Here is a 13,833-nt window from a genome sequence, read left to right on the forward strand (position 1 = left end):
CATATGCGGCTTATCTTTTTTCAATAGCAATGATGAAGGGAGGGTTGTTTTGCTGATTCATGAAACGATATTGTAAAACGTGAACGTCTTTTTGATCAAGATTTTGGACATACGTTAGTAAATCGTCTCTTTCTTGTTTCCCTTGTTCGTGTCCATGATAAATAACGAGCACAATCACTCCTTCAGGTGCTAACAAATCAAGTAACTGCTCAATTGCAGAGATTGTTGTTTCAGAAGTGGTGACAATGTCTTTATCTCCACCTGGTAAATAACCTAAATTAAAGACAGCGCCCGTGACTCGTCCTTTAATAGAACGAGGAAGCATGTTTATATTGCTATGGCTTTCTTGGATAAGTGTTACTCTGTTTTCTACATGGTGTTCTGTCAATCGCTGCTGAGTTGCTTGAATGGCTTGAGGTTGAATATCAAATCCATATACATGACCTGTATCTCCGACTAAGTTAGCTAAGAACAATGTATCATGTCCATTTCCTGCTGTGGCATCAATCGCGACATCTCCTTGAGCCACAGCATTAGTGAGCAATGTGCGGGCAAAAGGCAGGATACGTTCTATTTTCATCTTTCCATCAACTCTTTTTCATAAGATTTTCCTTGATAGCTTTGACGACGTTCGAGCTCTTGATCAATGGCATTTAATACGCTCCACTTATTTACGCTCCACATCGGTCCAACCATGAGGTCTATCGGTCCATCGCCTGTAATACGATGAACAATCATCTCAGGAGGGATTACTTCGAGCTGATCGCATACAAGCTTTACATATTCTTCAAATGAAAGAAATTCAACAAGGCCCTTTTCATACTGTTTGACCATAGGAGTTCCTTTTAGTAAATGAAGCAGATGAATCTTAATTCCTTGAACGTCTAATTTTGCTACTTCACGTACCGTTTCCATCATCATATCAGGTGTTTCTAAAGGCAAACCATTAATGATGTGAGAACAAACGCGAATACCGTGTTTTCTGAGCTTTGCTACGCCATCTACATAGCATTGATGATCGTGTGCCCGGTTGATAAGCAGTGAAGTTCGTTCATGAACAGTTTGCAGTCCAAGTTCTACCCATAGATAAGTTCGTTCATTTAATTCAGCCAAGTATTCCACCACATCGTCGGGGAGACAGTCAGGGCGCGTGGCGATAGAAAGCCCAACAACTCCGGGAAGCTTTAAGACGGCTTCATATTTTTCACGAAGCTCCTCGACAGGAGCATGAGTATTAGTAAATGCTTGAAAGTAAGCAACGTATTTTCCGTCTTTCCATTTATGATGCATTTTTTCACGGATTTCATTAAATTGTGTCACAAGGTCATCCGCTCTGTTTCCGGCAAAATCCCCCGAACCGGCAGCACTGCAAAACGTACAGCCGCCGTGAGCTACTGTGCCATCTCTGTTTGGACAATCAAATCCTCCATCTAAGGCTACTTTAAATACCTTATGGCCAAAGTGGTTACGTAAGTGGTAATTCCAGGTATGATAACGTTTGTTTTCAGATTTATACGGAAACGGGTTTGTCTGATTCAAATCAGCAACCTCCTTTTTACATGCAATATACATCAACAAATTGTATCAAAAACGTGAAAAAGTGCCAAACAAATTTAAGGATGCTTATATTTAACAGGTTCTTCTTGTCGTAAAGGGAAGTAAAGTTGCGCAAAATAAGACAGAAATGAACGAATAGGAGGAATAGAGAATGACAACTCGTCAAGCAGTGGATCAACTTATGCAACAGTGTGAAGATGCTATTCGCTTTGGACAAGGCCAGTTGCAGGAAGGCATGAAGCAAGAACATTATAACGACACTGAATATACAAAAGCACAGGAAAAATTAGAAAATGCTTATAAAGAAATTGAAGAGTTTTCTCACAGTGCAAATGCACAGCAAAGAGAGCAGCTATATCGCATGCGCCTGCAAGTTCAGCAGCTGCAAAATAAATTGATCACAACTCAGCATTAAGGAGAGGATTTTATGGCAACGCGTTCAAATCAAAATAATCCGGAACAAAAAACAAAAAACGGGATCAACAGCAATGACATTGAGCTAGGAAAAGATTTTGATCCAGTAAAAGAATTAAAGGCACGAAACAGCAAGCGTGCACAGCCGGTTCGTTCGAAGCAAAAGTAAGCGGTAAAAAGGTGATTTTGCATGATATTGTCATGTGAAATCACCTTTTTAAATAGTCAGCGAATTTCAAATAAATTGTCTATATGTAAAAGCATTGCGAACCCTTTAAGAAAAGACTAGAATGTACGTTGGCATTCGAATAGATAGGGGGGAGATCAATGCCCAAATCACTTTGGTTTTTGATTATTGGTATGCTTGTAAACGTAACGGGAGCTTCATTTTTATGGCCTCTCAATACCATTTATATAAATGAACATTTAGGAAAGTCGTTATCCGTCGCAGGAGTTGTTCTTATGCTGAATTCTGCTGCAAGCGTAGTAGGAAATTTGCTTGGAGGAACTCTTTTTGACAAAATCGGAGGATATAAATCCATTTTATCAGGAATTATTATTACTCTTATTGCATTAGTGGGACTCGTGTTTTTCCATGGTTGGCCTACATACGTTGTTCTCTTGGTTGTTGTAGGGTTTGGATCTGGTATTGTGTTTCCATCTATGTATGCAATGGCAGGGTCCGTTTGGCCACAAGGCGGAAGAAAAGCATTTAATGCGATGTACGTTGCTCAAAATGCAGGAGTAGCTATTGGCGCCGCGGTAGGGGGCATTGTAGCGTCTTATTCATTTACGTATATTTTCTTAGCTAATACAATTTTATACGTTATTTTTCTGCTTATTGCTATTTTTTCATATCGTCATATTTCGGTTACCGTTGGACAAACGAATGTCCTTAATGAAGCAGGGAGCATTGGGCATAAAACGAAGCTGACTGCTCTTCTTATTTTATGTACGGGGTATGTCTTATGCTGGGTTGCGTATGTTCAGTGGCAAACAACGATTGCTACGCATACGCGTGAGCTGAATATACCTCTTTCTAGCTACAGTTTGCTTTGGACGATTAACGGGATTTTAATTGTAGTCGGTCAGCCTTTGATCGTACCCATCATTCAAAAAGTAGCAAAAACGTTAAAAGTACAGGTCCTAATTGGAACGGTTATTTTTGTGGCTTCTTTTGTTATCGTGGTGAATGCTACAACATTTCCGCAGTTCTTAACAGCAATGGTTGTGTTAACAATTGGAGAAATGTTCGTTTGGCCAGCCATTCCAGCTGTTGCAAGTCAGTTGGCTCCATCTGGAAGAGAGGGATTTTATCAAGGCGTAGTTAACAGCATGGCTACTGCAGGTAAAATGATTGGTCCTCTCTTTGGAGGCGTTATTTTCGATGCGTTTAATATGTCTACGCTGTGCTATTTATTAATTGGGCTATTGCTATTCAGCATGTGTACAACATGGATATACGATTATAAATTAAAAGAAAAACGTCAGCGTTCATTAACCATCTCTAAATAAATAGAGGTGGTTTTATTTTTGACTGTTAAATAAACGTAGGAATGTCTTCAGTATTCCTTTAATAATATAGTAAGGGTTGTGACAAGCAAAGAAAGGAGTATATACCTGTAAATATGTAAGCGTTTTCTAATTATATGACTTCATGGGGGGCTAGAACATGCTTAGTATGATTGGATTAATTGGAGGGTTATTGCTGCTCATTGTACTAACGATGAGAGGCATGAATTTATTTATAGCAGGTCCGCTCAGTGCTTTAGTTGTTGCGTTAACAAGCGGAATGCCTTTATTTCCGCAGCTGGTGAAAGAAGGAGAAGCAAATTTTGTTGGAAATTACATGTCTGGTTTCACAGGATTTATTGCTTCTTGGTATTTAATGTTTCTATTGGGCGCCGTCTTTGGAAAAGTGATGGAAGACAGCGGGGCTGCTGATAGTGTTTCTCGCTGGATTGTTAGTAAACTAGGAATGAAAAGAGCAGTGTTGGCGATTGTCCTTGCCTGTGCGGTCTTAACATACGGAGGAGTCAGTCTGTTTGTAGTAGCATTCTCTGTCTATCCAATGGCTTTAAGCTTATTCAAACAAGGCGATTTGCCGAGGCGGTTTATCCCTGCTGCTTTAGCATTCGGTTCAGTTACGTTTACGATGACCTCAGCTGGGTCGCCTGAAATCCAAAACTGGATTCCAATTGAATATTTGAAGACTAGTCCGTATGCAGGATGGGAAGTTAGTTTAGTTGTAGCAGTAGTGATGGCTGTATTCGGCTACTGGTGGTTAAAGCGCTTGATTTCAAAAGCAGTTAAAAATGGAGAGCGTTTTATATCACGCGAGAAAGATCCAGTAGTAACGGAAAATCAGTCTCTTCCTAATCCTTTATTAAGTTTGCTTCCGCTTGTGGTCGTGCTCATTATTTCTTTTGCACTTCATAAGCCACTTCAGCAATCTGCGTTGATTGTCGCACTTTTAAGCGGGATCATTGTCACTTATATTGTGAACCGAAAGCATTTTAAAGGATTTTGGAATGCAGCTTCAGAAGGAACGCTGGGTGCGTTAATTGCTATTGGGAATACAGCCGCTGTCGTAGGTTTTGGAGGAGTTGCTAAGGCTGTTCCCGCGTTTGGAGTGGCTGTAGATGCCATGACGCATATTCCAGGAAGTCCGTTGATTGGGGGAGCTATTGCCGTGAGTGTTATCGCGGGGATGACAGGTTCGGCTTCAGGAGGTCAGGCGATTGCTTTGCCAATTTTAGCGCCTCACTATCTAGATGCTGGTGTAAATCCAGAAGCTCTCCATCGCGTAGTAGCTATTTCCTCTGGAGTATTAGATTCCTTGCCTCATAATGGTTATGTCGTAACAACAATTAATTCTATTTGCGGAGAAACTCATAAAGATGCGTATGGATCAGTTGCAGCAATGACGGTGATTGTGCCGCTTGTTGGTCTTGTACTTGCGATTATCCTGTTTTCTTTTGGATTGGGCATTTAATAATAGCAGCTAAAGGAAGCAGGGACAGGAATAAAAGTATTTTAGTTGAAGGAAGATCCGAACGATGAATCGTTCGGATTTTTTCATGTTTATGGTGCACGTAGGTTTCATTTGTTTAGGTGCTTCTAGCTGTGGAGTGGAGGGAAAGACAAAGACTCCTGAAATAGGTGAGACCCCGCATGAGTGTAAGCAACGAGGAGGCTCATCGGCTGCCCGCGGAAAGAGAAGTCTTGCACGGAAATCAACAGTGGTGTAACCAAGAGATTCATACTAGCGCATTTATCCCATTTGTTCGTCTTTAAATTGGATTGATTTAATTATGTCTCAATCCTTTTTTGTTTGGCCGTGGATGTATGTTTTTGGGAGAAGTTGTTCATATATAAGAATGAAAGAGAGGATTTAGCAACAAAGCAGTGCTGCAGTGCAGAAACTTTTACAAAATCCGTTGAACAACTTGCAGTTTACGAACATATTATTTACAATACAAGGTAGTATGATGTAAAAACTATGATAAGGAATAGTAGTGAACGAAGCGAGCTAAGAGAGTTGACGGTTGGTGCGAGTCAGCAAACGAGCGTTCATGAACTCACCTTGGAGTTGTAAATGTGAAGTAAAGTAACATTTGCCGTCTATCCGCGTTAAGGAAAATGAGTGAGTACATAATTGTGCTAATTTGGGTGGTACCGCGGGAAGTTTATTCAACCTCTCGTCCCTTTGTTTGAGGGATGAGGGGTTTTTTAGTTTAATTAAATACAGCTGGAGCGTACAAGGAGGATTATGTATGGCTTTTAATCATGAAAAGATCGAACAAAAATGGCAAAAAGTTTGGGAAGAAAATAAAACATTTAGAACAACAGAAGATGAAGGAAAGCGTAAGTTTTACGCATTAGATATGTTCCCTTATCCATCTGGCGCTGGTTTACACGTTGGGCATCCAGAAGGTTATACAGCAACGGATATTTTATCTCGTATGAAGCGTATGCAAGGATACAATGTACTTCATCCGATGGGATGGGATGCATTCGGACTACCTGCTGAACAGTATGCATTAGATACAGGAAACGACCCGGCTGAATTCACTGAACTTAACATTAATAATTTCCGTCGTCAAATCAAATCGTTAGGTTTCTCTTACGATTGGGAGCGAGAAATTAATACAACTGATCCAAACTACTACAAATGGACGCAGTGGATTTTCTTACAGCTATATAAAAAGGGCTTAGCTTATGTGGATGAAGTAGCTGTTAACTGGTGTCCTGCTCTAGGAACAGTACTTGCGAACGAAGAAGTGATTGACGGCAAAAGTGAGCGTGGGGGACATCCGGTTGAGCGTCGTCCAATGAAGCAGTGGATGCTTAAAATCACAGCTTATGCAGATCGTTTACTAGAAGATTTAGATGAGCTTGATTGGCCAGAAAGTATTAAAGAAATGCAGCGCAACTGGATTGGCCGCTCTGAAGGAGCTCACGTGCACTTCACAATCGATGGATACGACGACACGTTTACTGTGTTCACAACGCGTCCTGACACGCTATTTGGGGCAACGTATGCCGTTTTAGCACCTGAACATCCGTTTGTGGAAAAAATTACAACAGCCGAACAAAAAGAAGCAGTAGAAGCGTATTTAGATCAAATTAAAAGCAAAAGCGATTTAGAACGTACAGACTTAGCCAAAGACAAAACTGGCGTATTCACTGGTGCTTATGCAATTAACCCTGTAAACGGCGAGAGAATGCCAATTTGGATTGCTGACTATGTTCTAATGAGCTATGGCACCGGTGCAATTATGGCTGTTCCGGCTCATGATGAGCGTGATTATGAATTTGCTGTTAAATTTGAACTGCCTATTAAAGAAGTAGTAGCGGGCGGAGACGTTTCAAAAGAAGCTTATACAGGCGACGGCGAGCACGTTAATTCAGACTTCTTAAATGGTTTAGATAAAGAAGAAGCAATTTCAAATATGATTCAGTGGCTTCAAGCAAATGAAAAAGGTGAAAAACAAGTAACATACCGTCTGCGTGACTGGTTATTCAGTCGTCAGCGCTACTGGGGTGAACCAATTCCTGTTATCCACTGGGAAGATGGCACAACGACTGCAGTTCCTGAAGATCAGCTTCCGCTTGTGTTACCAAAAACGACTGAAATCAAACCGTCAGGCACAGGTGAATCTCCGTTAGCAAACATTGATGACTGGGTGAATGTTGTAGATCCGGAAACAGGCAAAAAAGGGCGCCGCGAAACAAATACAATGCCTCAATGGGCAGGCAGCTGCTGGTATTACTTACGCTACATTGATCCGACAAACAGTGAAGCGTTAGCAGATGCAGATAAATTAAAAGAATGGTTGCCGGTTGATATTTATATCGGTGGAGCTGAACACGCTGTTCTTCACTTATTATATGCTCGTTTCTGGCATAAGTTTTTATATGATATCGGCGTAGTTCCAACAAAAGAGCCGTTCCAAAAACTGTTTAACCAAGGTATGATTCTTGGAGAAAACAACGAAAAAATGAGTAAGTCAAAAGGTAACGTTGTAAACCCAGACGAGATCGTAGAAAGCCACGGAGCAGATACGCTTCGCCTTTATGAAATGTTCATGGGGCCTTTAGATGCATCAATCGCTTGGTCAACAAAAGGGCTTGATGGTGCACGCCGTTTCTTAGATCGTGTATGGCGCTTACTTGTTGACGATAACGGTGAATTAAGCAGCAAGGTTCAAGAAAGCAATGACACTACGCTTGAACGCGTGTATCACCAAACGGTGAAAAAAGTAACGGAAGATTACGAAGGCCTCCGTTTTAATACAGGTATCTCTCAGCTTATGGTATTCATCAATGATGCATACAAAGTTGACGTGCTGCCAAAGCAATACGTAGAAGGATTTGTGAAGCTATTAGCACCAATTTGTCCTCATACGACTGAGGAATTATGGAGCAAACTAGGTCACGAAGATACAATTTCGTATGAGGCTTGGCCTGCGTTTGACGAAGCGAAACTTGTAGATGATGAAGTGGAAATTGTCGTTCAAATTAACGGTAAAGTACGTGCGAAAGTAAACGTACCTGCTGAGGCATCTCGTGAAGAGCTTCAAGATATTGCAATGGCTAATGAAGATGTTAAAGAGTTCATTGAAGGTAAGACAGTGCGCAAAGTGATTGCTGTGCCTGGTAAATTAGTAAACATCGTAGCTAATTAAGTATTGATGTAGAACAGAACTCCTGACTAAAGAGCTGTCAGGGGTTCTGTACTAGACCTAAGCGCCTGATGTCCGCCTTTCGGGTTAACATCAGGCGCTTAGTTAAATCTTTAACTACGATTGGAAAAGCTTAGGCAGGCTTGCTGCTTAAGCTTTTCTTATTTTGTGGCATAAAGGTATTTGAATTTGCTACAATAGCGATAGCAAGCTGAATGAAAGAATAGAGAGGAATGACGAAGATGGAAGAAGTAAAAGTAATTACGCCTGAAGAACTTCAAAAACGTGTTGAAAATGGAGAAGAACTTCATTTAGTTGATGTGCGCGAAGATGAAGAAGTAGCAGAAGGAATGATTCCAACTGCTAAACACATTCGTATGAATGATATTCCAGCTAATGTGGATTATTTCGATAAAGACAAAGAATATATTTTCATTTGCCGTTCGGGCCGCCGCAGTGAAAACGTATGTTACTACCTTCAAGAACAAGGATATAAAGTAACAAATATGGCTGGCGGTATGTTAGAGTGGGAAGGAAAAACGGTTAATAAATAAAAAAGAGGCTGAGACAAAAGTATCTTAGCTGAAGTGAAAAATGAACCATTGATCAACATGTTTGATTAGTGGTTCATTTTTTTTGTTATGGTGAACATAGGTTTTATTTGTTTCGTTTCTTCTAGCAGTTGATTGGAAGGCAAGGCGACGACTCCTGCGAGAAAAGCGGAACAGGTGAGCCCCCCAGGAGCGCAAGCGAGGAGGAGGCTCACCGGCCGCCCGCGGAAAGCGAATTCTTGCAAGGAAATCGACTGCCGTGTTACAAGCGGTTCAGCTCATGTATCCCATTTGTTCGTCTTTAGATTGAATTAATTTAGTTATGTCTCAACCTCTTTTTTGAATGAAACTTCTGCCATCCGACTAAAATGATAGCAGGAAAACAAATGATGACTAAATCTATAAAAGCCCTCATAAAAATAGAGGTAGTAAGAGATTGAAAATCCGTACAAAAACCATCATCAAGAGAAACAGTCCATTCTGATTGAAACAAATTTGATAGGACAAGGTGGTAGAAGCTGTGATACAAGTAAAAATGTTTGATAAAGAGCATGAAAAAGATTTAGAATTTGCGGTGAATCGATTTTTACGGAAACTAGAGGATGAAGACGTCGTTGATATTAAATACCAAGTGACAGTGGATGTTGATCGTGATGAGCAGGTGTACTGTTTTTCAGCCATGGTTATGTATAAAGCCTAGCATATTATGCTAGGCTTGTTGCAAATTCTCCTGCATTACTGCCAGCCAAACGGCCTGTTACAAGAGCAGAAGTGATATTGTATCCTCCAGTATATCCGTGGATATCAAGAATTTCCCCGCAGAAGTAAAGGCCTTGCATAAATTTCGAAGACATTTCTTTTGGGTGAATTTCTTTAACGGATACGCCGCCTCCTGTTACGAATGCTTTTTCTAAAGAAAGCGTGCCGTTTACAGCAAATTCAAATCGTTTGCACAGTCTTGCAAATTCTCTCAGTTTCTCATGCTGAAGCTGTCCTGCTAGCGCTTGGCTATCAATGCCTGCTTGCTCGAGTAAAAACAATAGATAGCGTTCAGATACAAAACCTTTTAAGACATTTTTAATTGCTTTTTTCGGCTCTTCTTTTGTTGTTCTGACTAATTGTTGGAAAATATCTTCTTCGTTTTGGCTAGGAAATAAATCAAGAGACATTTGAACAGTGTTGCTTTTTTGTTTCTTTAACTCTTTAACAACATATTGGCTGCAGCGAAGAGCGGCAGGGCCAGAGATGCCAAAGTGAGTGAAAATCATATCCATTTGATGAGTAATGACAGGTTTGCCTTTTTTATTAAGCACGCTTAGTCCTACATTGCGAAGCGATAGACCTTGAAGCGTTTTGGTTTTAATAAAGTGTTCGCTAGATGTAATAGGAACTTCTGTTGGGTAAAGTTCAGTAATTTTATGCCCCGCATCTTTTGCCCATTGATAACCGTCTCCTGTCGAACCTGTATGAGGTACTGATTTTCCACCTACTGCAATCACAACGCTTTTCGTTTGGATTGCTTCCCCGTTTTGAAGCACAACTTCTTTTACCGTGTTATTCTCATAGTTTACGCGTTTAACGGCTGTGTTTGTGCGAATCGTCACACGAAGACGGTGAAGTTCGCTAATTAATGCGTCAACAACAGATTGCGCTTTATTGCTGACCGGAAACATACGACCGTGATCTTCTTCTTTTAATTTAATTCCAAGGCCTTCAAAATAAGAGATGATATCTTCGTTATTAAAAACAGAAAACGCACTGTATAAAAAGCGTCCGTTTCCTGGAATGTGTTTAATAAGTTCATCAATGGGAAGACGGTTTGTCACATTACAGCGTCCGCCTCCAGAAATGGCAAGCTTTCGTCCAAGTTTATTGCCTTTATCAATTAATAATACGTTTGCACCTGACTCACCAGCTGCAATCGATGCCATCAAACCAGAAGGTCCTCCTCCGATTACGACTACATCATATATCATACTTTCACCAACCTGTCTATTCTTAAAAAATTTTAGTTTGTTCACTGACAAATCTCTCAACATTGGATAAAATGGGCTATAGTCTTTGTTTTTTAGTTTGTTGACGAGTGCGAGTGAGTATAAGACCTTTCTTAGTGTATACTGTCACTTGCTTCTTTTCAATTCTATCATTATTATCATTATGTAACATTAAGTATCGGAGGCAAACGTATGTCTGATTCAAAATTGTTAAGAGGGACCTTTGTGCTAACGCTTGGCACCTATGTATCCCGAATCTTGGGAATGATTTATTTATTTCCATTTGCGATCCTTGTTGGAACCGTAGGGGGAGCACTGTTTGGTTACGGATATAACCAATATGCTATTTATTTAAGTATTGCTACAGCCGGTATGCCAATGGCCGTATCGAAATTTGTATCAAAATATAATGCACTCGGTGATTACTATACGAGTAGAAGAATGTACCGGGCCGGCATGAAATTAATGCTTGTCACAGGAATACTTGCATTTTTACTTTTATATTCGTTAGCTCCTGTTATGTCTAGAATTACACTGGGAGGTTCTGATTTAAATAACTCCTTAGAAGATGTAGTAATGGTTATGCGAATGGTTAGTGTTGCGTTAATTGTAGTACCGATGATGAGTTTAATGCGAGGATTTTTCCAAGGTCACCAGTCTATGGGACCAACAGCTGTTTCACAAGTAGTTGAACAGCTTGTGCGGGTTGTCTTTTTATTGGCATCTACCTATATCGTCATCAAAGTTGTCCATGGAAGTCTTGCATTAGCCGTTGGATTTGCTACGATGGGGGCTTTTGTAGGAGCTCTTGCTGGACTGGCTGTATTAATTTGGTATTGGAAAAAACGAAAGCCTTATCTTGATAAAATGGTGAACGAGCAGACGGTAACGCCTACGCGTATTTCTACCGTATCCATTTTTAAAGAGCTGCTTACGTATTCATTGCCATATGTCTTTGTCAGCTTGGCTATTCCGCTTTATCAGTATGTGGACCAATTCACATTTAACCGTGCGATGGTAGCGGCTGGACAAAAAGAAATAGCAGAGTCAATGAACGGAATTGTTCAGTCTTATGTTCCAAAGCTTGTGATGATTCCCGTTTCATTAGCTACTGCGTTCGGTTTGACTCTTGTACCAACGATTACACGTTCCTTTGTGAATAAAGATTATAATGTACTGCAAAAGCAAATTGATCAAACATATCAAACGATTATGTTTCTTGTGCTGCCAGCATCTGTAGGATTAATGGCTTTAGCTGGCCCAGCCTATACGTTTTTCTTTGGAACAGATGCATCGGATGCGGGTGGAAATGTCTTGCTTTACTATGCACCGGTAGCTTTATTGTTCTCATTTTTTACGGTTAATGGAGCTATTTTACAAGGAATCAACAAACAAAAATATGCTGTTTTAAGTCTATTATTTGGATTGATTGTGAAAATTGTCGTGAACGTTCCATTTATTCTTATGTTCCACGAGATTGGTTCAGTTTTAGCGACAGCACTAGGCTATATCGTATCTCTTGTTTATATGTTTGCGCTTATTCAAAAACACGCAAAATATAACTACAGTGAGTTTATAAAACGCTCTGTGCTTATTCTCATTTTTGTTGCGATTATGGGAATCAGCGTAAAAATTGTCGCAACAGTGATTGGTCTGTTTACAACGCCAGGACGATTCTCTGCCACTGTTATTACGATTATAGGAGCAGCAGTAGGCGGCATTATTTACTTTATTATTACCTATCGTTCAAGCCTGCTTGAAAAAGTAATGGGAGCGAGGGTAACAGGTGCAATTGAACGAAAGATACTGCGCCGAAATAAACAGCGCAGTGCCTAAGAAGATGACTCGTTAGAGTCATCTTCTTTTCAAAAAAGAGGAGGATATTACATGCGTTTGGATAAATTGCTTTCTACCATTGGGTACGGAAGCCGAAAAGAAGTTAAAGGTCTTTTAAAGACTGGAGCTGTTAAGGTAGACGGTACAGCAGTTAAAGATGCTAAGGTCCACGTTAATCCAGATGAACAAGAAATAACTGTGCATGGCGAAGCCGTTTCTTACCGAGAATTTGTTTACTTTATGCTTCATAAGCCGCAAGGCGTCATATCAGCAACAGAAGATTCTCTTCATGAAACAGTTTTGGACTTACTTGAACTTGACGATGCTGTGTATGACCCATTTCCGGTAGGGCGTTTAGATAAAGATACAGAAGGGCTCTTGCTGCTGACGAATGACGGTCAGCTTGCACATCAGCTGCTATCTCCTAAAAAACACGTTCCTAAAACATATTTTGCAAAAATTAATGCACCGGTGACTGAAGAAGATGCTGAAGCATTTAGACAAGGTGTCACTCTTGATGATGGATATGTAACAAAATCAGCAGAGTTAAAGATACTAACAAGCGGTGTGGAATCAGAAATTGAATTAACGATCGTTGAAGGGAAATTTCATCAAGTGAAGCGTATGTTTGAAGCAAGAGGAAAAAAAGTAACGTATTTAAAACGTTTATCTATGGGAGCTTTGCTATTAGACGAGTCGTTAGATTTAGGAGAGTATAGGGAGTTGACGGAAGAGGAACTAGCTTTATTACAACAATCAAATGCCTAAGAAGAGGCGAAAGAAAAAGGAACCTAAGTCTAAAATGGTTCCTTTTTTTGTCCACTTTGTTAGACAAGTGAAACATTTCACGTTAAAGCACTTAAACGAGTACCAACTCTGCTTGACGTGCAAATGGAGCGGGGGACTATGCACTCGTCCAAGTCTGGACTTTCTACTGCGTAGAATTTTATCTCTATATATAAATCACTTACTACCCTTGAAATAAACTTACTAGGATGACATCTTGACCTTCTTTTGCGTAGTCGTCCATGTACCGCGACTTGGGCTGCGAACTAAATCATTATATGCTAACACATTCAAGTCACGCTGAATGGTTCTTGGTGTAATACCAAATTCGTCTACGAGCTCTTGCGTTGTAACTGTTCCATTTTTACAAATGAACATATAGACCGATTTGATACGAGTTAGCATTCGATTAGTTGAAGGTTTCAAAAAACCACTTCCTTATTCGTTTTTCGTAAGGCACAACTTCTTTATAACTCTGAGATGTCAAGCACTATTTCAGTCCTTATC

General features: G+C 40.2%; 14 protein-coding genes and 1 other annotated feature. Of the genes, 10 read left to right on the forward strand and 4 right to left on the reverse strand.

Annotated features, from left to right (window positions below):
• Positions 1–10: 10 nt before the first annotated feature.
• Positions 11–580, reverse strand: a complete 570-nt coding sequence (gene mnmM, locus AC4NPH_RS23705; protein WP_013059530.1) for a tRNA 5-(aminomethyl)-2-thiouridylate-methyltransferase MnmM — start codon at positions 578–580, stop codon at positions 11–13.
• Positions 577–1,539, reverse strand: a complete 963-nt coding sequence (gene mnmL, locus AC4NPH_RS23710) for a tRNA modification radical SAM protein MnmL/YtqA (protein ID WP_013059529.1) — start codon at positions 1,537–1,539, stop codon at positions 577–579. The genes mnmM and mnmL overlap by 4 nt, the downstream gene beginning before the upstream one ends.
• A 169-nt stretch (positions 1,540–1,708) precedes the next feature.
• Here mnmL and AC4NPH_RS23715 point away from each other — a divergent pair, with 169 nt between their 5' ends.
• The 8 genes from AC4NPH_RS23715 (at position 1,709) to AC4NPH_RS23750 (ending at position 9,410) form a co-directional block, all read left to right on the forward strand.
• Positions 1,709–1,972 carry a YtzC family protein gene (locus AC4NPH_RS23715; protein ID WP_013059528.1) on the forward strand — a complete coding sequence of 88 codons (264 nt, stop codon included), beginning with the start codon at positions 1,709–1,711 and terminating at the stop codon, positions 1,970–1,972.
• Positions 1,973–1,984: 12 nt separating this feature from the next.
• Positions 1,985–2,140, forward strand: coding sequence for a hypothetical protein (locus AC4NPH_RS23720; protein ID WP_013059527.1), 156 nt, complete (start codon positions 1,985–1,987; stop codon positions 2,138–2,140).
• 158 nt (positions 2,141–2,298) lie between these two features.
• Positions 2,299–3,486, forward strand: a complete 1,188-nt coding sequence (locus AC4NPH_RS23725) for an MDR family MFS transporter (RefSeq protein ID WP_013059526.1) — start codon at positions 2,299–2,301, stop codon at positions 3,484–3,486.
• A gap of 157 nt (positions 3,487–3,643) precedes the next feature.
• Complete coding sequence (locus AC4NPH_RS23730; RefSeq protein ID WP_491939025.1) at positions 3,644–4,966, forward strand: GntP family permease; 1,323 nt, start codon at positions 3,644–3,646, stop codon at positions 4,964–4,966.
• Between the two features lie 64 nt (positions 4,967–5,030).
• Positions 5,031–5,222 (forward strand): hypothetical protein, encoded by a 192-nt coding sequence (locus AC4NPH_RS23735; protein WP_491939028.1) that lies wholly within the window; start codon positions 5,031–5,033, stop codon positions 5,220–5,222.
• Between the two features lie 242 nt (positions 5,223–5,464).
• Positions 5,465–5,683, forward strand: a binding site (T-box leader).
• 64 nt (positions 5,684–5,747) lie between these two features.
• A complete protein-coding gene (gene leuS / locus AC4NPH_RS23740) occupies positions 5,748–8,162 on the forward strand; it encodes a leucine--tRNA ligase (RefSeq protein ID WP_013059523.1) in 2,415 nt (804 codons plus the stop codon).
• A 239-nt stretch (positions 8,163–8,401) separates the two neighbouring features.
• Positions 8,402–8,713: a rhodanese-like domain-containing protein gene (locus AC4NPH_RS23745; protein WP_013059522.1), complete on the forward strand. Its 312-nt coding sequence runs from the start codon at positions 8,402–8,404 to the stop codon at positions 8,711–8,713.
• Between the two features lie 517 nt (positions 8,714–9,230).
• Entirely contained in the window at positions 9,231–9,410 is a 180-nt protein-coding gene (locus AC4NPH_RS23750) for a sporulation protein Cse60 (RefSeq protein ID WP_013059521.1), read from the forward strand.
• Positions 9,411–9,414: 4 nt separating this feature from the next.
• Here AC4NPH_RS23750 and AC4NPH_RS23755 read toward each other — a convergent pair whose 3' ends face one another.
• Entirely contained in the window at positions 9,415–10,686 is a 1,272-nt protein-coding gene (locus AC4NPH_RS23755; RefSeq protein WP_013059520.1) for a BaiN/RdsA family NAD(P)/FAD-dependent oxidoreductase, read from the reverse strand.
• 210 nt (positions 10,687–10,896) lie between these two features.
• On the opposite strand from AC4NPH_RS23755, the gene AC4NPH_RS23760 reads away from it, so the two are divergent.
• On the forward strand, positions 10,897–12,540 hold the full coding sequence (locus tag AC4NPH_RS23760) for a putative polysaccharide biosynthesis protein (protein ID WP_013059519.1): 1,644 nt from the start codon (positions 10,897–10,899) through the stop codon (positions 12,538–12,540).
• A 51-nt stretch (positions 12,541–12,591) separates the two neighbouring features.
• Positions 12,592–13,308 carry a pseudouridine synthase gene (locus AC4NPH_RS23765; protein WP_013059518.1) on the forward strand — a complete coding sequence of 239 codons (717 nt, stop codon included), beginning with the start codon at positions 12,592–12,594 and terminating at the stop codon, positions 13,306–13,308.
• A gap of 222 nt (positions 13,309–13,530) precedes the next feature.
• On the opposite strand, the gene AC4NPH_RS23770 is transcribed toward AC4NPH_RS23765, so the two are convergent.
• A complete protein-coding gene (locus tag AC4NPH_RS23770; RefSeq protein ID WP_013059517.1) occupies positions 13,531–13,752 on the reverse strand; it encodes a DeoR family transcriptional regulator in 222 nt (73 codons plus the stop codon).
• Between the last annotated feature and the right edge of the window lie 81 nt (positions 13,753–13,833).

This window comes from Priestia sp. MDV22-iso46 (assembly GCF_058629175.1).